Source organism: Caulobacter sp. GW821-FHT10A10 (genome assembly GCF_059415745.1).
This window is the reverse complement of sequence record NZ_JBWKNV010000015.1, coordinates 1-18,180: the sequence shown is the minus strand read 5'-3', so window position 1 is coordinate 18,180 and position 18,180 is coordinate 1. Positions and strand designations below refer to the sequence as shown.

The window sequence follows — 18,180 nt, the reverse complement described above, 5'->3', positions numbered from 1 at the left end:
ATGATCGTCCTCACCAGCTCGACTTGACGAGACCGGGGATCAGGCCCTGCGAGCCCAGCTCGCGGAGCGCAACCCGGCTCATCTTCAGCTTGCGGTAATAGGCGCGCGGGCGGCCCGTGACTTCGCAGCGGTTGCGGATGCGAACCGGCGACGACGAGCGGGGCAGCTTCGCGAGCTTCAGGCGAGCTTCGAAGCGTTCTTCGAGCGGCAGGGTCTCGTCGTTGGCGATCGCCTTCAGCGCGGCGCGCTTGTCGGCGAGTTGCTTGACGAGAGCCTTGACGGCTTCGTTGCGGTTGACGGCGCTTTTCTTGGCCATGTGCTTTTCCCTTCCCGCTCTCTTAGTTGACGAACGGGAACTGGAATTCCTTCAGGAGAGCCTTGGCTTCCTGGTCGGACTTCGCAGTGGTGCAGACGATGATGTCCATGCCCCAGATCTGCTCGATCTGGTCATAGTTGATTTCCGGGAACACCAGGTGCTCCTTCAGGCCCATGGCGTAGTTGCCACGGCCGTCGAAGCTCTTGCCGTTCAGGCCGCGGAAGTCCTTCACGCGCGGCAGCGCGATCGTGACCAGGCGGTCCAGGAATTCGAACATCCGGTCCTTGCGGAGGGTCACCTTGGCGCCGACCACCATGCCTTCGCGCAGCTTGAAGCCGGCGATGGACTTGCGGGCCTTCGTGGCGACCGGCTTCTGACCGGCGATCGCCGTCAGATCCTTGATGGCCGTCTGGACCTTCTTGGAGTCAGCCACCGCCTCGCCGACGCCCATGTTCAGGACGATCTTGTCCAGCTTGGGGATCTGCATTTCGTTGGTGTAGCCGAACTGCTCCTTCATCGCGGCGCGGATGCGCTCGCGATAAACGGTCTTCAGCCGGGGCTCGTAAGCTTGATCAGCCATTGATCACCTCGCCGGTCGTCTTGGCGACGCGCACCTTCTTGTCGCCTTCGATCTTGAAGCCGACGCGGGTGGGCTTGCCGTTGGAATCCACGATGGCGACGTTCGAGACGTGCAGCGCGGCTTCCTTGTGCTTGATGCCGCCCTGGGGGTCGGCTTGGGTCGGCTTGGTGTGGCGGGCGACCATGTTCACGCCCTCCACGACAACCCGGTTTTCCTTCGGCAGGACTTGGGACACAGCGCCTTGCTTGCCCTTGTCCTTGCCGGCGAGAACGACGACGCGGTCGCCCTTCTTGATCTTAGCAGCCATTACAGCACCTCCGGCGCGAGGGAGATGATCTTCATGTGGTTCTTGGCGCGCAGTTCGCGGGGAACCGGGCCGAAGATCCGCGTGCCGACCGGCTCGCTCTGCTTGTTGACGATGACGGCCGCGTTCTTGTCGAAGCGGATCATCGAACCGTCTTTGCGCTTCAGGCCTTGGTTCACGCGAACCACGACGGCGCGCAGAACGTCACCCTTCTTCACGCGACCGCGCGGGATGGCTTCCTTCACGGAGACGACGATGACGTCGCCAACGCTGGCGTAGCGACGGCCTGCGCCGCCCAACACCTTGATGCACATGACCCGGCGAGCGCCAGAGTTGTCGGCGACGTCCAGGTTAGTTTGCATCTGGATCATGGTTTAGACCTTCCAGATATTAAGCCGAAGCCTTGGGAAGCACTTCCCAGGTCTTCAGCTTGGACTTCGGAGCGCACTCGACGATGCGAATGGTTTCGCCCGTCTTGTACACATTGGCTTCGTCGTGCGCGTGGTACTTCTTAGAGCGGCGCACGATCTTCTTCAGAAGGGGGTGGACGATGGTGCGTTCCACCTTCACCACCACGGTCTTGTCACCCTTGTCGGAGACGACGACCCCTTCGAGGATACGCTTGGGCATATCGTTCTCCTTAAGCCGCGGCCTTGGCGCGCAGCACGGTCTTGATCCGCGCGATATCCTTGCGGATTTCGTTGACGCGGTGGGTCTTCTCGACCTGGCCCGTCGCACCCTGGAAGCGCAGGTTGAACTGCTCCTTCTTCAGGTTCAGCAGGGTTTCGGCGAGCTGATCGGGGGTCATGCCCCGGATGTCGGCGATCTTCATGAGCCTCAAGCCTCCACGGCCACGCCCGCGTCGAGGCGGGTGACCACACGAGTGCGGATCGGCAGCTTCGCCGCGCCGAGGCGCAGCGCTTCACGCGCGACATCGTCCGGCACGCCGTCGATTTCGAACATGATGCGGCCGGGGGCCACGCGAGCGGCCCAATAGTCGACGGCGCCCTTGCCCTTACCCATCCGGACTTCGGCGGGCTTGCCGGTGACCGGCACGTCCGGGAAGATGCGGATCCAGACGCGGCCTTGACGCTTCATCTGGCGGGTGATGGCCCGACGAGCAGCTTCGATCTGGCGAGCCGTGATGCGCTCCGGCTCAACGGCCTTAAGGCCGTAGGAGCCGAAGTTCAGCAGGGTGCCGCCCTTCGAAGCGCCGTGGATACGGCCCTTGAACTGCTTGCGGAACTTGGTTTTCTTCGGTGACAGCATAGCGCTCTATCCTTAGTCCCGATTGCGACGGCCGCGGTCGCCGCGGTCCGAGCGATCGCCGCGCTCACGTCCGCCGCCTTCGCCGGCCGGGCCGGATTCGGAAGCGAGACGCTTGTCCAGCGCCATCGGGTCATGCTCCAGCACTTCGCCTTTGAAGATCCAGGTCTTCACGCCGATGATGCCGTAGGTGGTCTTGGCTTCCGCGAAACCGTAGTCGATGTCGGCGCGCAGCGTGTGCAGCGGCACGCGACCTTCGCGGTACCATTCCATGCGGGCGATTTCCGCGCCGCCGAGGCGGCCCGAAACGTTGATCCGGATGCCCTTGGCGCCGAGGCGCACGGCCGACTGGATCGAACGCTTCATGGCGCGACGGAAGGCGATCCGGCGCTCGAGCTGCTGAGCGATCGACTCGGCGACCAGCTGAGCGTCGGTTTCCGGCTTGCGGATCTCGACGATGTTCAGGTGGACGTCGCCTTCGGTCATCACCGAGAGGTCCTTGCGGAGCTTCTCGATGTCAGCGCCCTTCTTGCCGATGATGACGCCCGGACGGGCGGCATAGATCGTGACGCGGCACTTCTTGTGCGGACGCTCGATGATGATGCGCGAGACGCCGGCTTGATACAGGCGCTTCTTCAGCATCGTGCGGACCGCGAGGTCCTGGTGCAGGAGCTTGCCGTACTGGGCGCCGTCGGAGAACCAACGGCTGTCCCAGGTGCGGTTCACGCCGAGCCGCAGCCCGACCGGATTGACTTTCTGACCCATCAGGCGGCCTCACCCAGTTCGCGGACCACGATGGTGATCTCGGAGAACGGCTTTTCAACGCGCGTGGCCCGACCGCGAGCACGCGGCGAGAAACGCTTCATCACCAGGTTCTTGCCCACATAGGCCTCGGACACGACCAGCGAGTCGATGTCGAGGTTGTGGTTGTTCTCGGCGTTGGAGATCGCCGAGTACAGCGCCTTGCGGACGTCCTGGGCGATGCGCTTGTGGCTGAATTCGAGCTCGTTCAGAGCGCGCTGGACGTTCAGACCACGGATGGACTGAGCGACCAGGTTCAGCTTGCGGGCGCTGGTGCGCAGGGTGCGCACCTTGGCCATCGCCTCAACGCCTTCAAGGCGGCGAGCTTGCTTTTGCTTGGCCATGATTACTTCCTCTTGGCCTTCTTGTCGGCGGCGTGACCGGGGAAGTTACGGGTGGGAGCGAACTCACCGAACTTCATGCCGACCATGTCTTCCGACACGGAGACCGGGACGTGCTTCTGGCCGTTGTGGACGCCGAAGGTCAGGCCGACGAATTGCGGCATGATCGTCGAGCGACGCGACCAGGTCTTGATGACGTCCTTGCGGCCCGACGACAGAGCGGCGTCGGCCTTCTTCAGGAGGTACCCGTCGACAAACGGGCCTTTCCAGACGGAGCGGGTCATGGCTTAGCGGCCCTTCTTCGCTTTGTGGCGCGAACGGATGATGAACTTGTCCGTGGCCTTGTTGACGCGGGTCTTGGCGCCCTTGGTCGGCTTACCAGCCGGGGTCACCGGGTGGCGGCCGCCCGAGGTGCGGCCTTCACCACCACCGTGGGGGTGGTCGACCGGGTTCATGGCGACGCCGCGGACGTGCGGGCGACGACCCATGTGACGAACACGACCGGCCTTGCCGAGGTTTTCGTTCATGTGGTCGGGGTTCGAAACCGCGCCGACGGTGGCCATGCAGGTGTCGAGGACCATGCGCAGCTCGCCCGAGTTCAGGCGGATCTGGGCGTAGCCGGCGTCACGACCGACCAGCTGGGCGTAGGCGCCAGCCGAACGGGCGATCTGACCGCCCTTGGCGGGCTTCAGCTCGACGTTGTGGATGATCGTGCCGATCGGCAGCGTGCGCAGCGGCGAAGCGTTGCCCGGCTTCACGTCGACCTTGTCGGCGGTGACGACTTCGTCGCCGGCCTTGAGGCGTTGCGGGGCCAGGATGTAGCTCAGCTCGCCGTCCTGATACTTGATCAGGGCGATGAAGGCGGTGCGGTTCGGATCGTACTCGAGACGAACGACCGTGGCCGTGCCTTGCTTGCGACGCTTGAAGTCCACCAGACGGTAGAGGCGCTTGGCGCCGCCGCCGCGGAAGCGGACGGCGATGCGGCCGTTGCCGCCACGACCGCCGGACTTCGAGAGGCCCTCAACGAGCTTCTTTTCCGGACGGCCCTTGTGGAGCTCGCTGCGGTCGATCAGCACCAGGCCGCGCTGGCCGGGGCTGGTCGGGTTAAAGTGCTTCAAGGCCATGTCTTAGAGCCCCGTCGTGATGTCGATCGACTGGCCTTCGGCCAGGGTCACGATCGCTTTCTTGACGTCGGAACGGCGTCCGACGATGCCGCGGAAGCGCTTGGTCTTGCCCTTGGTGACCAGGGTGTTGACCTTGGTGACCTTGACTTTGAACAGCTCTTCGACAGCGGCGGCGATTTCGTCCTTCGTCGCGTCGGCGGCCACCTTGAAGACAACCTTGTTCAGCTCGCTGAGCAGGGTCGACTTTTCGGTGATCACCGGCGACAGGATCGTGTCGTAGTGGCGAGCGGTGGCGGCCATTAGGCGGCTTCCTTCTCAGCGAAACGGGCCGAGATCGCTTCGACCGCGTCCTTGGTCAGGACGAGGGTCTGGCGACGCAGCACGTCGTAGACGTTCAGGCCGGCGTTCGGCAGGACATCCACGTTCGGAATGTTGCGGGCGGCGAGCTTGAAGTTCGCGTCCACTTCCGGACCGGCGATGACCAGGGCGTTCTTCAGACCGATCTTGTCGAAGTTGGCGCGCAGGGCGGCCGTCTTCGCTTCGGCCAGAACGGCGCTGTCGAGAACGACGAGCGAACCGGCCTTGGCCTTCGACGACAGAGCGTGACGCAGAGCCAGAGCCCGGATCTTCTTGGGAAGATCGAAGGCGTGGCTGCGGACGACAGGGCCGTGAGCCTTGGCGCCGCCGACGAACTGAGCCGCACGGCGCGAACCGTGACGAGCGCCGCCGGTGCCCTTCTGCTTGTACATCTTCTTGCTCGTACGAGAGACCTCGTTACGAACCTGAATCTTGTGGTTGCCCGAGCGGCGCTTGGCCAGCTGCCAGGTCACGACGCGCTGCAGGATGTCGCCGCGGATGTCTTCGATGCCGAAGATGGCGTCGTCGAGATCCACGGAGCCGGCCTTGCCGCCGTCAAGTTTGATGACGTCGAGTTTCATTAGCCTTCGCCCTCTTCGGTCGTCGCCGCGGGTGCCTCTTCAGCGGGGGTTTCAGCAGCCGGAGCGGCTTCACCAGCCTTACGGAAGGCGCCCGGACGCGGCAGGTCGGCCGGAGCGGCCTTCTTCACGGCGTCGCGGATCTTCACGTAGCTGCCTTCGTGGCCGGGGACGGCGCCCTTGACCAGGATCAGGCCGCGCTCGACGTCCACCTTCCAGACGGTGACGTTGAGGGTGGTGACGGTTTCTTGACCGAGGTGACCAGCCATCTTCTTGCCCGGGAACGTACGGCCCGGATCCTGGCGGTTACCGGTCGAACCGTGCGAACGGTGCGAGACCGAGACACCGTGGGTGGCGCGGAGACCACCAAAGTTCCAGCGCTTCATGGCGCCGGCGAAACCCTTACCGACGGTGACGCCCTGGATGTCGACCTTCTGGCCGGCGACGTAGTGGTCGGCGGTGAATTCCGCGCCCACTTCGATCAGAGCGGCTTCTTCGACGCGGAATTCGGCGACGACCCGCTTGGGCTCGACCGAGTTCTTGCCGAAGTGACCGCGTTCGGCCTTCGAGGTGTTCTTGGGCTTCTTGGCGCCGGCGCCGAGTTGCAGGGCGGTGTAACCGTCCTTCTCGACAGTGCGCTGGGCCACAACCTGGCAACCGTCGAGCGACAGGACGGTGACCGGCACGTGCTGGCCAGCTTCGTCGAAGAAGCGGGTCATGCCGAGCTTCTTGGCGATCAGGCCGGTGCGGTTAGCGGGGAGAGTCATCAGTTCGGCCCTCCTTACAGCTTGATTTCGACGTCAACGCCGGCCGACAGGTCGAGCTTCATCAGCGCGTCCACGGTCTGCGGAGTCGGGTCAACGATGTCGAGGACGCGCTTGTGCGTACGGATCTCGAACTGCTCGCGCGACTTCTTGTCGACGTGCGGCGAACGGTTGACGGTGAATTTTTCGATAAGCGTGGGCAGGGGGATGGGGCCCCGCACCGTCGCACCCGTGCGCTTGGCCGTGTTCACGATCTCGCGCGTGGAATGATCCAACACGCGGTGATCGAAGGCCTTGAGCCGGATGCGGATGTTCTGACGATCCATATCGCTCGGTTTCCTAGTGGGCTGCGCCCGCGTCTCGAACCATTTCAAAGACCAACCCGGACTCCTCTTTCGAGACGTCCGAACGCAGCGTCCGCAAAACAAATTGGCCCGCGCAGTCGCCTGCGAGGGCCGGTGATCCACAACCTCGCCGTCCTCCGAGGAGAACCCTCCTCTGGATGAGAAGGACGCTAGGGTACGGGTCGCTTGCGAACCGCGTTTGAGCCCTAGAGCTCACAGCCGGTCCAACAGAGGGGCGCTTTTACGTGCCTGAATCGGTTTCGTCAAGCGCCCCGGGCGGGGTTTCGGAAGGGTTTGCTTAATACTTTCCTACCCGCCCCGGCCCCCCTTAATGGAAGCGGCCAAAACAAGGCGTCAAAGAGCATTGTTCACCGCGCGCCGCTAGTTGGACACAATCTTTATGCGCGACCCGCGCGTATAGGGACGGAATTCGTGCCTGCAAGTGTAGTATTTGCGCACCATCCAGCCTCGAACGGTCAGACGAAGCCTTGCGGCCGTCATCGAACCTTCATAGATCCGCCCCGCTCGCCGGACGGGAGGCCCTCCCCCAAAACGACCGCCCGCCGGCGAGCCCACATGAGTAAGGGGATTACCCACTATGAAGACCCAACTGTTCGCCGCCGCCGCCGTCCTGGCCGTGGCCGTTTCGGCTCCCGCCTTCGCCCAGAACATCGGTTCGGTCGGCGCCGCCGTGAACTACAACAACCTCGACACCAACGTCGCCAACGCCGACGGCACCTCGGTGAAGATCGACGGCTCGGTCGCCGTCCCGACCGGTTCGTGGACCGTCACCCTGAACGGCGACGTCTCGATCTCGGACAACGACATCGCTGACGAAACCGTCGCCTCGGGCGCCGCTCACCTGACCACCACGGTCGGCGACGGCTGGCGCGTCGGCGGCTTCACCGCCCTGTCGCGTCCGCAGAACGACACCCTGTGGGCCGTCGGCGGCGAAGCCCAGAAGTACCTGGGCAACGTCACCCTGACGGGCCTGGTCGCCTACGGCCAGTCGAACGACCTGGACGCCGACCTGTGGACCGTCCGCGGCACGGCCAACTACTTCGTCTCGGACGACTTCCGTCTGGACGCCGGCCTCGGCTACGCCAAGATCGACTCCTCGATCGACGCCGACGCCTGGGACGTGAACCTGGGCGGCGAATACAAGTTCGCCAACTCGGGCTGGTCGACCTTCGGCAAGTACACCCACACCGAATCCGAAGACCTGGCCGACCTGAAGTCGGACGCGGTCAAGGTTGGCGTGCGCTACACCTTCGGCGGCAGCCTGAAGGCCCGCAACGCCGCCGGCGCCGACCTGGCTCAAGCCAGCGACCTGTTCGGCTTCGGCGTCCGCTAAGCGGAAGCCCGGACCTTCCCGCTTCGGAGCCTGCCAGGTTTGGATGGAAACCATCCAAACCTGATCAGCGGGCTCCAGCTTCAAGCACTTGGAGCGCGTCCCTGACGCGCTCCGGCGGGAAGGCTCCGACCGATCGTCCGCGGCGCGTGCCCACGCGCCTCAAGGGCCCCGCCCTCCCCCTCCTCCCAAAGGCGGGTCCCGGCGGACAGCAAGACGCCCCGGAGCGAAAGCTCCGGGGCGTTCTTCTTTATATGTGCCGACGCTGACGTCGGGCCGGATCGGCTACTGGCCGATATAGATGTTGCCCGAGCCCATGGACGACTTCTTGACCGGGCCGTTGACCTTGGCGACGCGGACGTCGCCCGAGCCGGCCACCGACAGCGACACCTTGTCGGCCTCGCCCCCGAAATTGACGTCGCCCGAGCCCATGATGCTGACGTCGAGGTCGCGGGCCCGGCCTTGCGTGATCTTGACCCCGCCCGAGCCGGCGATGCTGACGTCGATGTCGCCGCCGCGGATCGCCGCGGCCTTCACATCGCCCGAACCGGCGATCGAGACTTCCAGCTCCCGGATCTCCTGCAGGCTGATGTCGCCGGCGCCGGCCAGGCTGATCTCGACACGGTCGGCGTTGCCGGCCTTGGTGTCGCCCGATCCGGCCAAGCTGATCTCGAGCTTGCCCTTGGTGTTGGCCACCGTCCAATCGCCGCAGCCGGCGTTGGCCAGCTCGACGCTGTCGCTGCGGCCGATGCTGCCATAGACCGCGCCCGACGCCCCGACCGAGACGTTCTGCGGTACGCGCACGACCACCTGCGGGATGTCGGCCCACTTCACGACGCCGAGGTCGCGCACCTTCACCGAGGCGGCGTCGCCCGAGCCGTTGCAGCTCTGGATGCGCTTGAGGCGCAGGTCGCCGTCGATGATCGTCTGGCCGCCGACGACGCGGACCTCCAGCGGCAGCGACGGATTGCGGGTCAGGAACTCGACCTTCACGTCGCTGCGGGCTTCGGGAATGACCACGACGCGGGCGACGGCGTCCTTGATCTTCACATTGGCTTCTGAAGCCGAAGCGGTTCCGGCCAGGGCCAGGACGGCCGCGCCGGCGGCCAGGCTGATCATCTGTGCGCGCATCTGTTTGTCCCCTCGGATGGCGTTGCGTTGAGGGAACGCTAGTCGGCGAGACCCGCCAGGACGACTTAAATCGAGGTCATGACGCCGTTGTCACGTACCCGCTCATGCCGCCTTCTGGGCGTCGCCGATCTCGAAGCTGCGCTCGAAGGCCTTGATCCGGTCCTCGACCAGCCGCAGGCGCTTGAGGCCCAGGGAGGCGGCCCAGAGGCCCGCGCGCGCCGCCATCGGCGTCTTGTCCATGGCCGCCACCGGCAGGCCCCAGCGGCGCAGCACGCCGTTGGCGTAGTGCGCGCCGTTGGTCAGGCGCGAGCCCCAGGTCTGGTAGTCCACCGACAGCGAGACGTTGAACGTGCCGAGGTTCTCGATCCGGTGCGGCGCGTGCAGCGGCCAGGCGGCGGCCGTGCCGGGCTCCAGATCGCAGACCACGGCCCCGGCGTCCATGTCGCGGCGATAGGGCAGGTCCTCGGTCTGCTGCTTGAGCAGGATGTTCTCCATGCCCTCTTGGGGCATGTGGGCCTCGTCGGCCGGATAGATCCAGATCCGCTTGCGGCCGCGCAGATGGAAAAGGATCACCCCCGGCGCGTCGGCGTGGAAGGGCACCTTGGCGCCGGGGGCCGACATGATCAGTTGGCCGTTCAGCTGGACCGGCGAGAAGCCCCTCGCCTCGCCCGCGATCTCGGCGAAGGCCTGTTTCATCAGCGGGGTCAGGGCCGGATACCAGGCCTCGGCCCGGCGTAGCTGCACCCAGATGCGGCCTTCCTTGACGCCGGCCAGCACCTCGCGGCCCGGCAAGCGGCCGCGGGCGCCGGTGCGCATGGTCGCCTGGCCCTCGGCGTCGAAGTCGAAGAGGTTGATGTCGTAGAGCTCGGCCGGATAGGCGTCGAGCAGGCGCGCCAGGGCGTCATCGTCGAACAGGCCGGTTTCGGCGAGATTGTGCCGGAAGGTGACGGGGGTCTTGCGGAAGCTCTGGATCTGGTCGGACGACCAGGGCGCGACGAGACGGGTCATTGGCGTTCCTCCCTCACTTATAATCCAGGGCGCGATCGCCGCGCCCTAGTCGGCCAGCAGGCCTAGGCTCACTCCAAGTCCGATCATGCCGATGCCGGCGCCCAGGCCCGCGCCCACCTTCGGGTGGCGGCGGCCAAGGCCGGTGACGAAACTGGCGCCGCCCCTGACCTGGCCGATCAGGCCGGGCTCGCAGGCGGCGATGCGGTCGAGACGGCGGGCCAGCCGCTTGCCGACCTCGTCGATGCGATCGACGCCGGGCGCGCCCTTCAGGTGCGTCATCAGCGACGGCCGGACGGCGATCGCGCCCTCCAGCACCGTCTCCATCGGATCGGCGAAGTCTTCCTTGTAGGCTTCCTCGCTGGGACCGAAATCCACTCGGACGACGCCGCGCTCGGCCGCGACGCGCAGGGTCTCCAGCGTCATCAGCGCGCCCGGCGAGTAGCGGGCGAAGGCCGGGTCATAGATCGGGAACCACAGGTGATGGCGGTCACCGGCGGTCAGGCCGAGTTCGGCGGCGACGATCGTCCCGCCCGCCCGCAGCACCGCCAGCCGCAGGCCGAAGTCGGGCGCGTCGTGTTCGGCCAGGCGCAGCAGCAGGTCCTGGGTCCAGCCGCAGGCGAAGATGTCGTGTTGATGGGTGCGGCGGATCTGTTCGCGCTTCTGAGCGACCAGCCAGGCCAGCAGGTCCGGCGCCGGGCGCTCGAAGGTAAAGACCGTCTCCCCGTGGTCGCGCTCCAGGGCGCGGGCCCGCCGGCGCTTGTCCTTCAGGAAGGCGGCGCTGCGGCCGGCCTGGTAGGCCTCGAAACCGCCCGACAGGTCGGCCGCCATGGCGTAGCGCACCGACAGCTCGCCGGCCGGCTCCCGGGTGACGAGGCCGCTGACCCGCATGCGCTCGGCGCCCAGCAGGGCCAGCACGGCGGAAAGCTCGACGCCCGGCTCGGCGACCAGGCCGTGGAAGTCGCTCATCGGCGCGCCCAGCGGCTGCAGCAGCGAGCCGCGCCGTTGGAACGGCAGGAAGCCGACGATGCGGCCGCCCCGCTCCAGCACCGCGATGCGCGCGCCCGGGGCGCAGTCTGCGGCCGTCTCTATATAGCGAAGGTCGAAATAGGGGCCGCCCAGCAGCGGATCGGCGGCGCGCAGGGCGTTCCAGCGCGCGCGCTCGGCCACGCCGAGATCGGCGGCCTCGATGACCCGCGCCTGCAGTGCTCTGTCCACCGCCCTGCTCCCTCGTCCTTGCGGACAACGCCGGACGGTGGAGACGGCCCGGTCAGCCGCCGTGCAGCGAAAGCCGCACCGGCGCCGACTTGTAGGCCGGCGTACCACTTCGCCGGTCGTGATCCTCCAGCGCTACCAGAGCATTGGTTTCCGGATAGTATGCGGCGACGCACCCGCGCGGAATTTTTCTAGCGACGGCCGTAAAAGATCGAACGACTCGCGCTTTGGTTTCATCGAACGCAGCGGCCAGATCGATGGCGTCACCCTCGCGGATTCCGCGCTCGGCCAGGTCGTCAGGATGGACGAAGACCACGTCGCGTCGGCCGAACACGCCTCGGTAGCGGTCGTTCTCGCCATAGATGGTGGTGTTGTACTGGTCGTGGCTGCGCAGGGTGGTCAGCAGGAGCACCGAGGCGTCGCCCCGGCGGGGATCGTCGAGACCGGGATGGGTGAGGAAATTGGCCTTGCCCGAGGGGGTGTTCCACTTCCGCTCGGCGTGCGGCAGCGGCAGGCGGAAGCCGCCCGGCTGGCGCACGCGGGTGTTGTAGTCGGCGAAGGCGGCCGGGAAGACCCGCTCGATCAGGTCGCGGATGCGATCGTAGTCGGCGACCAGGCCCTCCCAGTCGACGGGATCCGCCTCGCCCAGCGCCGCGCGGGCGATGCCGGCGACGATGGCCGGCTCGGACATCAGGTGCTCTGAAGCCGGCGGATTGAGACCGCGCGAGGCGTGGACCATCGACATCGAGTCTTCGACCGTCACCGACTGGCGCACCCCGCCCTGGACGTCCATCTCGGTGCGCCCCAGGCAGGGCAGGAGCAGCACTTCGGGTCCGACCAGAAGGTGCGTGCGGTTGGGCTTGGTGGCGATATGGACGGCCAGATCGACCTTGCGTATCGCCGCATGGCTGCGCAGCGGATCGGGCGCGGCGACGGCGAAGTTGCCGCCCAGGCCGACGAACACCTTGATCTGCCCGGCCTCCATGGCCTCGATCGCCTCGACCACCGTATGGCCGTGATCGCGCGGCGGTTCGAAGCCGAACACTTGGCCCAGGCTGTCGATCAGCGCCGCCGAGGGTTTCTCCCAGATGCCGACCGTGCGGTCGCCCTGGACGTTGGAGTGGCCCCGCAGCGGGCAGATCCCCGCTCCCGGCCGCCCCATGTTGCCGCGCAGGAGCAGCAGGTTGACCAGCTGCTGCACCGTGCTGGACGAGTTGCGGTGCTGGGTCAGGCCCATGCCGTAGCAGAGGATCACGGCGCTGGACCGCGCATAGATGGCGGCGGCTTCCTCGAGCTCGGCGCGGGACAGGCCGCCGACAGCGACGATCTCGTCCCAGGACGCGGCGTCGAGCTGGGCGACCAGGGCCTCGAAACCGGCCGTGTGCTCGGCGATGAAGTCGTCATCGAGGATGGCGGGCTCACCAGCGTCACGCGCGGCGCGGTCGAAGGCCAGCACGGCCTTCATCAGCCCCAGCAGCACCGCCGCGTCGCCGCCGACGTTCACTTGGTAATAGCGCGAGGCGATCGGGGTCGAGGACAGGGTCGCCATCTCGACCGGATCCTGCGGCGAGGCGAACCGCTCCAGCGCCCGCTCGACCAGCGGGTTGAAGGCCATGATCGTCGCGCCCCGGCGGGAGGCCTCGCGCAGGGTGGCCATCATCCGCGGATGGTTGGTGCCGGGGTTGTGGCCAAAGCACAGGATCAGGTCGGCGTGGTCGAAGTCCTCGAGGCTGACCGAGCCCTTGCCCATGCCCAGCGAGTCCGGCAGGCCGACGCTGGTCGGCTCGTGGCACATGTTGGAGCAGTCGGGGAAATTGTTGGTGCCGACCTTGCGGCCCAGGAGCTGGAACAGGAACGCCGCCTCGTTGCTGGCCCGGCCCGAGGCGTAGAACTCGGCCTGATGCGGATTGTCCATGGCCTGGATCGCCGCGCCGGCGCGAGCGAAAGCCTCGTTCCATTCGATCGGCAGGTAGCGGTCGCTGGCCGGGTCGTAGGCCATCGGATGGGTCAGGCGGCCCAGGTCCTCGATGGCGTGGTCGCTCCAGGTCAGCAGCTCGGTCACCGTGTGGGCGGCGAAGACCTCGGGCGTGGCGCGCTTGGTGGTCGCCTCCCAGGCCACGGCCTTGGCGCCGTTCTCGCAGAACTCGAACGACGAGGTGTGCTTGGGATCGGGCCAGGCGCAGCCGGGGCAGTCGAAGCCTTCGGGCTGATTGGCCCGCATCAGGGTCTTGCCGCCCTCGACCACGGTTTCCTGGTCGGCCAGGGCGCCGGCCACGGCCTTCAGCGCGCCCCAGCCGCCCGCCGGGCCGCCATAGGGCTTCACGCCTGGGATCTTGCCCCCTTGAGGATTCGCGGGGTTGTTGGCGTCGTCGGCCATCACGCTTGCTCCAGGACCGCCTCGACCAGGCGGTCGGGACGGGAAAACACCATGTGGCCGTCGGCGCGGGCGAGGGCCACCAGGGTCAGGCCGGACTCCTCGGCGCGGCGCACGGCCAGGTCGGTCGGCGCCGACACCGCCACGATCATGCCCGCGCCCATGCGCACGGCCTTTTCGACCATCTCGAACGAGCAACGGCTGGTCACCAGTACGAAACCGGCGCCGGCGTCGCGGCCTTCGCGCGCCATCGCCCCGGCCAGCTTGTCGAGCGCGTTGTGACGGCCGACGTCCTCGCGCAGCAGCACGACCCGCCCTTCGGCGTCGCAGAACGCGGCCGCGTGGGTGGCGCGAGTGCTGCGGCCCAGGGCCTGGGCCTCTTCCAGATTCGCCAGCGCTTCCGTCACGGCCTGGTGGGCGACGCGAACGCCCTCCCCCGCCGGCGGCAGCGGCCGGACGGCGTCGGCCAGGCGCTGGACGCCGCACAGCCCGCAGCTCGACCGGCCTTCCAGGTTGCGCGGACGCGCCTTGCGACGCGCCGCGCCCTCGACCAGGCGGATATCGACGAGCACGCCCAGCGCGTCGGGCTTGACCTCGACCGACAGGATGTCTTCAGGCCGAGCCACGCCTTCGGTGATGGTGAAGCCCCGCGCCAGGTCCTCGACCTGCGTCGGCGTGGCCATCAGCACGGTGTGGGGACGGCCGTCGAACGACAGGCCCACGGCCGTCTCGTCCGGCGTCCAGCGGTCGATGCGCGCGGCCCGCCCGGGCGCGCGCCATTCCAGGGCGGGACGAAGGCGGGCGGAAGCATCGGACATGGGCGAAAGACTACCGTTTAGGCGCCGCCGCCGCCATGACGAAACGCGGACACGGGGTGTGGCCTTCCCGCCACGCGCGCCAACATTGCCCGAAAATATCGCCACACCGGAAGAACGCCGGTTTGTTTCAATAGAAGAACCATAGATTGCCGGAAATATTCCAAGCCCATCCACTGTACGTCGGTATGCGATCGAACCCTACTTTGGTTTATTCAATATTGTAATTCGTATACATTTTACAGAACCGTCATCTCACAATTGAGAAACAAAAGGCCCCCATCCCTCCCCTTACGGCGGAATTTTATTTCGCCATCACGACCATTGCGGCGACGCTTTGGCGAATACTGGGGACTATGAATGGCTAGAAATACCTATCTTCTGAGCGCGTCCGCGCTCGTCATCGCCATGACGGCAGCGCCCGCGTTGGCGCAGGCCCAGACGAAAGACGAGCCGGCCGCCGTCGAGGAAGTCGTCGTCACCGGCTCGCGCATCGCGCGCCGCGACTACGTGTCGAACAGCCCGATCATGACGATGGATCAGGCCGCGATCGAAAAGACCGGTTCGGTCACCGTCGACACCCTGCTCAACCAGATGCCGCAGTTCGTGCCGGCCGTGTCGTCGACCTCGAACAACCCGTCGAACGGCGGTCAGGCCAACATCGACCTGCGCGGCCTGGGGAGCCAGCGCACCATGGTGCTGCTCGACGGCCACCGCGTGGTTCCGTCCAACTCGGACGGCACCGTCGACATCAACATCATCCCGCAGACCCTGATCCAGAACATCGAAGTGATCACCGGCGGCGCCTCGGCGACCTACGGTTCGGACTCGCTGTCGGGCGTGGTCAACTTCAAGCTCAACAAGAACTTCACTGGCCTGATGTTCGACTCCCAATACGGCGAGACCGAACGTGGCGACGGCAAGGAAAGCTCGCTGGCCGTCGCCGCCGGCGGCAAGTTCGCCGATGACCGCGGCCACGCCGTCCTGTCGGTCGGCTACACGCAGCGCGGCGAAGTGTTCAACTCCGCCCGCGACTTCGCCAAGATCTCGGGCGCCTCGTCGACCACCCCGTACGGTCGCTATGACGCCACCGGCACCAACCTGCCGACCCAGGCCGCCATCGACGCCGTCTTCGCCAAGTACGGCGTCACCGCCGGCACCGTGAAGGCGAGCGCCAACCTCGGCTTCAACAACGACGGCACGCTGTTCTACAACGGCGTCAACTACACCGGCTCGACCGCGATCGACTATTCGACGATCCCGGTGAACGGCACCTACAACACCGGCGCGCTGAACCTGATGCAGTTGCCGCTGACCCGCTACTCGGTCTACAGCGCCGCCGAGTACGAAGTGAACGAACACGCCGAGTTCTACGGCTCGTTCGCCTTCACCCACTACGACTCGCGCACCCAGCTGGCCCCGTCGCCGGCCGCCAGCTCGACCGGCTTCACCGTGCCGGTGACCAACCCGTTCATCCCGGACGACCTGTCGACCATCCTGGCCAGCCGGGCGGACCCGACCGCCGACTTCCTGCTGCGCAAGCGCTTCACCGACGTCGGCGCCCGTATCTCGCAGACCACCTTCAACGTCTTCCAGATCGCCGGCGGCGTTCGCGGCGAGACCGGCTTCAAGGACTGGACGTACGACGCCTACGCTTCGTTCGGCCGCTCGGAGCAGAACGAGATCCAGTCGGGCAACGTCAGCCACTCGGCGGTCCAGACCCTGCTCGACGCGGCCGACGGCGGCGCCAGCATCTGCACCGGCGGCTATGACCCGTTCGGCAACAACGCCCTGACCGACTCGTGCCGCAGCTACATCTCGCGCACGACCAAGAACTGGACCGCCGCCGACCAGCGCGTGGTCGAGTTCAACGTCCAGGGCGGCCTGTTCAACCTGCCGGCCGGCGAAGTCCGCGCCGCCGTGGGCGTGGACTACAAGTTCGACAGCTTCCAGTACGTGCCCGACAGCCTGCTCTCGACCGGCGACGTCGTGGGCTTCAACGCCGCCGACGCCATCAACGCCTCGACCGACGTCTATGAACTGTACGGCGAAGCCCTGGTGCCGGTCCTGAAAGACCTGCCCTTCGTCAAGGAACTGAACCTGTCGCTCGGCTACCGCCTGTCGGACTACGAGACGGTCGGCAGCGTCGGCGCCTACAAGATCGACGGCGACTGGGAGGTCTTCGACGGCTTCCGTCTGCGCGGCGGCTACCAGCGCGCCGTCCGGGCCCCGTCGATCGGCGAACTGTACTCGCCGCAGAACCAGGGCTACCCGGCGATCGACGAGGATCCCTGCGCGATCGACAGCTCGGCCCGCACCGGCTCCAACGCCGCGGCCGTCCGCACCCAGTGCCTGGCGCAGGGCGTGCCGTCGGCGATCATCGACAGCTACACCTACGCCAACGGCCAGATCAACGCCCTCAGCGGCGGCAATCCGGACCTGCAGGAAGAGACCAGCAACACCTTCAGCATCGGGACCGTCTGGACCCCGCGCCTGGAGAGCCCGCTGTTCGAAAAGCTGTCGCTGTCGGTCGACTTCTACTCGATCGACATCAAGGACGCGATCGGCACCATCGACGCCTCGACCGTGCTGGAGAAGTGCTACAACGGCGACGCCAACGCCTCGTACTACTGCAGCCTGTTCACGCGTAACACCTCGACCGGCGAAATCGACACGATGACGCTGACGAACCTGAACCTGGCCGAGTTCAAGACCTCGGGCGTGGACTTCCAGGTCGACTGGGGCTTCGGCCTCGGCGCCGTCGGCCTCGACGACAAGTACGGCTCGATCAAGCTGAACGTGGTCGGCACCTGGCTCAACACCTTCAAGATCCAGAGCCTGCCGGGCGAGGAGTTCGAAGAGCTGAAGGGCACGATCGGCAACACTTCGATCAGTTCGGTCGCCGTGGCCCACCCCGAGTGGAAGCACGCCACCACCCTGACCTACGCCATCGGTCCGGTGGATCTGGGCGTCCGCTGGCGCTACATCGGCGAAATGACCGACGCCGCGGTGGCCACCCAGAAGATCAAGGCGGTCAACTACTTCGACCTGAACGGCACCTGGCGCGTGACGGACACCTACTCCATCCGGGGCGGCGTCACCAACCTGGCCGACAAGGATCCGCCGACCTTCACCTCCTACGTCCAGGCCAACACCGATCCGTCGACCTACGACGTGCTCGGCCGCCGCTTCTACGTGGCGATCAAGGCCAAGTTCTAGGCCTGACGGCTTAGACCAAGACCTAGGTTGAAAACCGGGGCGGCGGGTTCGAAAGGACCCGCCGCCTTTTTCTTTGGGCGCTGCGTGGACGCGCGGCTGCGGCCTCTCGCGCGTTTGCGCAGAGTTTGTGGAGAGGGCGCGGGGCGTCCGGGCCTCGCCCGGAGCTGTGATTTGAATACCGTTTCGACGAAGCCTCGACGCCCCGCGCGATCGTTTGACCTCAGGCCGGGGCGCGCGGGCCTCTTCCGCCCTTCACCCCCTTCGGCGTATGCCTTCCCCGGAACCGGGCTGTAAG

At 66.5% G+C, this 18,180-nt stretch carries 22 protein-coding genes; 2 read left to right on the top strand and 20 right to left on the bottom strand.

The window, feature by feature from the left end:
- Positions 1–10 precede the first annotated feature (10 nt).
- From rpsN to rpsJ, 15 genes are read right to left on the bottom strand one after another with little or no spacing between them, the layout of a single operon-like run.
- A complete protein-coding gene (gene rpsN, locus AC07NS_RS25955; RefSeq protein WP_110119918.1) occupies positions 11–316 on the bottom strand; it encodes a 30S ribosomal protein S14 in 306 nt (101 codons plus the stop codon).
- Between the two features lie 22 nt (positions 317–338).
- A complete protein-coding gene (gene rplE / locus AC07NS_RS25950) occupies positions 339–896 on the bottom strand; it encodes a 50S ribosomal protein L5 (RefSeq protein WP_487289607.1) in 558 nt (185 codons plus the stop codon).
- Positions 889–1,203, bottom strand: coding sequence for a 50S ribosomal protein L24 (gene rplX, locus AC07NS_RS25945; protein ID WP_110119916.1), 315 nt, complete (start codon positions 1,201–1,203; stop codon positions 889–891). Before rplX ends, rplE begins: the two co-directional genes overlap by 8 nt.
- Positions 1,203–1,571 (bottom strand): 50S ribosomal protein L14, encoded by a 369-nt coding sequence (gene rplN / locus AC07NS_RS25940; protein WP_058348440.1) that lies wholly within the window; start codon positions 1,569–1,571, stop codon positions 1,203–1,205. Before rplN ends, rplX begins: the two co-directional genes overlap by 1 nt.
- Positions 1,572–1,590: 19 nt before the next feature.
- A complete protein-coding gene (gene rpsQ, locus AC07NS_RS25935) occupies positions 1,591–1,830 on the bottom strand; it encodes a 30S ribosomal protein S17 (protein WP_101715813.1) in 240 nt (79 codons plus the stop codon).
- Positions 1,831–1,840: 10 nt separating this feature from the next.
- Entirely contained in the window at positions 1,841–2,032 is a 192-nt protein-coding gene (gene rpmC, locus AC07NS_RS25930) for a 50S ribosomal protein L29 (RefSeq protein ID WP_494608042.1), read from the bottom strand.
- Between the two features lie 5 nt (positions 2,033–2,037).
- On the bottom strand, positions 2,038–2,469 hold the full coding sequence (gene rplP / locus AC07NS_RS25925; protein ID WP_109455088.1) for a 50S ribosomal protein L16: 432 nt from the start codon (positions 2,467–2,469) through the stop codon (positions 2,038–2,040).
- A gap of 12 nt (positions 2,470–2,481) precedes the next feature.
- Positions 2,482–3,231, bottom strand: a complete 750-nt coding sequence (gene rpsC, locus AC07NS_RS25920) for a 30S ribosomal protein S3 (protein ID WP_110119914.1) — start codon at positions 3,229–3,231, stop codon at positions 2,482–2,484.
- The gene (gene rplV, locus AC07NS_RS25915) at positions 3,231–3,611 is read right to left on the bottom strand and encodes a 50S ribosomal protein L22 (RefSeq protein WP_058348435.1); all 381 of its coding nucleotides are present in this window, start codon (positions 3,609–3,611) and stop codon (positions 3,231–3,233) included. The genes rpsC and rplV overlap by 1 nt, the downstream gene beginning before the upstream one ends.
- Before the next feature lie 2 nt (positions 3,612–3,613).
- Positions 3,614–3,892: a 30S ribosomal protein S19 gene (gene rpsS / locus AC07NS_RS25910; protein WP_029912294.1), complete on the bottom strand. Its 279-nt coding sequence runs from the start codon at positions 3,890–3,892 to the stop codon at positions 3,614–3,616.
- Between the two features lie 3 nt (positions 3,893–3,895).
- The gene (gene rplB / locus AC07NS_RS25905; protein WP_494608040.1) at positions 3,896–4,732 is read right to left on the bottom strand and encodes a 50S ribosomal protein L2; all 837 of its coding nucleotides are present in this window, start codon (positions 4,730–4,732) and stop codon (positions 3,896–3,898) included.
- Positions 4,733–4,735: 3 nt separating this feature from the next.
- A complete protein-coding gene (locus tag AC07NS_RS25900; RefSeq protein WP_110119912.1) occupies positions 4,736–5,032 on the bottom strand; it encodes a 50S ribosomal protein L23 in 297 nt (98 codons plus the stop codon).
- Positions 5,032–5,670, bottom strand: a complete 639-nt coding sequence (gene rplD, locus AC07NS_RS25895; protein ID WP_494608038.1) for a 50S ribosomal protein L4 — start codon at positions 5,668–5,670, stop codon at positions 5,032–5,034. The genes AC07NS_RS25900 and rplD overlap by 1 nt, the downstream gene beginning before the upstream one ends.
- Complete coding sequence (gene rplC, locus AC07NS_RS25890; RefSeq protein ID WP_494608036.1) at positions 5,670–6,434, bottom strand: 50S ribosomal protein L3; 765 nt, start codon at positions 6,432–6,434, stop codon at positions 5,670–5,672. The genes rplD and rplC overlap by 1 nt, the downstream gene beginning before the upstream one ends.
- Positions 6,435–6,448: 14 nt before the next feature.
- Complete coding sequence (rpsJ, locus tag AC07NS_RS25885; protein WP_004616952.1) at positions 6,449–6,757, bottom strand: 30S ribosomal protein S10; 309 nt, start codon at positions 6,755–6,757, stop codon at positions 6,449–6,451.
- A gap of 616 nt (positions 6,758–7,373) precedes the next feature.
- On the opposite strand from rpsJ, the gene AC07NS_RS25880 reads away from it, so the two are divergent.
- Positions 7,374–8,129: an outer membrane protein gene (locus AC07NS_RS25880; protein WP_494608034.1), complete on the top strand. Its 756-nt coding sequence runs from the start codon at positions 7,374–7,376 to the stop codon at positions 8,127–8,129.
- A gap of 282 nt (positions 8,130–8,411) precedes the next feature.
- On the opposite strand, the gene AC07NS_RS25875 is transcribed toward AC07NS_RS25880, so the two are convergent.
- The 5 genes from AC07NS_RS25875 to fdhD form a co-directional block, all read right to left on the bottom strand.
- Positions 8,412–9,257, bottom strand: a complete 846-nt coding sequence (locus AC07NS_RS25875) for a GIN domain-containing protein (protein ID WP_494608032.1) — start codon at positions 9,255–9,257, stop codon at positions 8,412–8,414.
- A gap of 102 nt (positions 9,258–9,359) precedes the next feature.
- Entirely contained in the window at positions 9,360–10,265 is a 906-nt protein-coding gene (locus AC07NS_RS25870) for a transcriptional regulator (RefSeq protein ID WP_494608030.1), read from the bottom strand.
- Between the two features lie 45 nt (positions 10,266–10,310).
- Positions 10,311–11,480, bottom strand: coding sequence for a GNAT family N-acetyltransferase (locus AC07NS_RS25865; RefSeq protein WP_494608028.1), 1,170 nt, complete (start codon positions 11,478–11,480; stop codon positions 10,311–10,313).
- 52 nt (positions 11,481–11,532) lie between these two features.
- Positions 11,533–13,854 (bottom strand): FdhF/YdeP family oxidoreductase, encoded by a 2,322-nt coding sequence (locus AC07NS_RS25860; RefSeq protein ID WP_494608026.1) that lies wholly within the window; start codon positions 13,852–13,854, stop codon positions 11,533–11,535.
- Positions 13,854–14,669, bottom strand: a complete 816-nt coding sequence (fdhD, locus tag AC07NS_RS25855; RefSeq protein WP_494608024.1) for a formate dehydrogenase accessory sulfurtransferase FdhD — start codon at positions 14,667–14,669, stop codon at positions 13,854–13,856. The genes AC07NS_RS25860 and fdhD overlap by 1 nt, the downstream gene beginning before the upstream one ends.
- A gap of 357 nt (positions 14,670–15,026) precedes the next feature.
- Between fdhD and AC07NS_RS25850 the strand changes: the two genes are divergently transcribed.
- Entirely contained in the window at positions 15,027–17,885 is a 2,859-nt protein-coding gene (locus AC07NS_RS25850; protein WP_494608022.1) for a TonB-dependent receptor domain-containing protein, read from the top strand.
- Positions 17,886–18,180: the final 295 nt, after the last annotated feature.

Excerpts from the sequence above, each read along its gene's own strand:
- rplN (WP_058348440.1), bottom strand. The coding sequence starts at position 1,571 with ATGATCCAGATGCAAACTAACCTGGACGTCGCCGACAACTCTGGCGCT.
- rplC (WP_494608036.1), bottom strand. The coding sequence starts at position 6,434 with ATGACTCTCCCCGCTAACCGCACCGGCCTGATCGCCAAGAAGCTCGGC.
- rplX (WP_110119916.1), bottom strand. The coding sequence starts at position 1,203 with ATGGCTGCTAAGATCAAGAAGGGCGACCGCGTCGTCGTTCTCGCCGGC.
- rplP (WP_109455088.1), bottom strand. The coding sequence starts at position 2,469 with ATGCTGTCACCGAAGAAAACCAAGTTCCGCAAGCAGTTCAAGGGCCGT.
- rpmC (WP_494608042.1), bottom strand. The coding sequence starts at position 2,032 with ATGAAGATCGCCGACATCCGGGGCATGACCCCCGATCAGCTCGCCGAA.
- rpsN (WP_110119918.1), bottom strand. The coding sequence starts at position 316 with ATGGCCAAGAAAAGCGCCGTCAACCGCAACGAAGCCGTCAAGGCTCTC.
- rplB (WP_494608040.1), bottom strand. The coding sequence starts at position 4,732 with ATGGCCTTGAAGCACTTTAACCCGACCAGCCCCGGCCAGCGCGGCCTG.
- rpsJ (WP_004616952.1), bottom strand. The coding sequence starts at position 6,757 with ATGGATCGTCAGAACATCCGCATCCGGCTCAAGGCCTTCGATCACCGC.
- AC07NS_RS25900 (WP_110119912.1), bottom strand. The coding sequence starts at position 5,032 with ATGGCCGCCACCGCTCGCCACTACGACACGATCCTGTCGCCGGTGATC.
- AC07NS_RS25875 (WP_494608032.1), bottom strand. The coding sequence starts at position 9,257 with ATGCGCGCACAGATGATCAGCCTGGCCGCCGGCGCGGCCGTCCTGGCC.
- AC07NS_RS25860 (WP_494608026.1), bottom strand. The coding sequence starts at position 13,854 with ATGGCCGACGACGCCAACAACCCCGCGAATCCTCAAGGGGGCAAGATC.
- rpsS (WP_029912294.1), bottom strand. The coding sequence starts at position 3,892 with ATGACCCGCTCCGTCTGGAAAGGCCCGTTTGTCGACGGGTACCTCCTG.
- AC07NS_RS25870 (WP_494608030.1), bottom strand. The coding sequence starts at position 10,265 with ATGACCCGTCTCGTCGCGCCCTGGTCGTCCGACCAGATCCAGAGCTTC.
- rplE (WP_487289607.1), bottom strand. The coding sequence starts at position 896 with ATGGCTGATCAAGCTTACGAGCCCCGGCTGAAGACCGTTTATCGCGAG.
- AC07NS_RS25850 (WP_494608022.1), top strand. The coding sequence starts at position 15,027 with ATGGCTAGAAATACCTATCTTCTGAGCGCGTCCGCGCTCGTCATCGCC.
- rplD (WP_494608038.1), bottom strand. The coding sequence starts at position 5,670 with ATGAAACTCGACGTCATCAAACTTGACGGCGGCAAGGCCGGCTCCGTG.
- rpsC (WP_110119914.1), bottom strand. The coding sequence starts at position 3,231 with ATGGGTCAGAAAGTCAATCCGGTCGGGCTGCGGCTCGGCGTGAACCGC.
- fdhD (WP_494608024.1), bottom strand. The coding sequence starts at position 14,669 with ATGTCCGATGCTTCCGCCCGCCTTCGTCCCGCCCTGGAATGGCGCGCG.
- rplV (WP_058348435.1), bottom strand. The coding sequence starts at position 3,611 with ATGGCCAAGCAAAAGCAAGCTCGCCGCCTTGAAGGCGTTGAGGCGATG.
- AC07NS_RS25880 (WP_494608034.1), top strand. The coding sequence starts at position 7,374 with ATGAAGACCCAACTGTTCGCCGCCGCCGCCGTCCTGGCCGTGGCCGTT.
- rpsQ (WP_101715813.1), bottom strand. The coding sequence starts at position 1,830 with ATGCCCAAGCGTATCCTCGAAGGGGTCGTCGTCTCCGACAAGGGTGAC.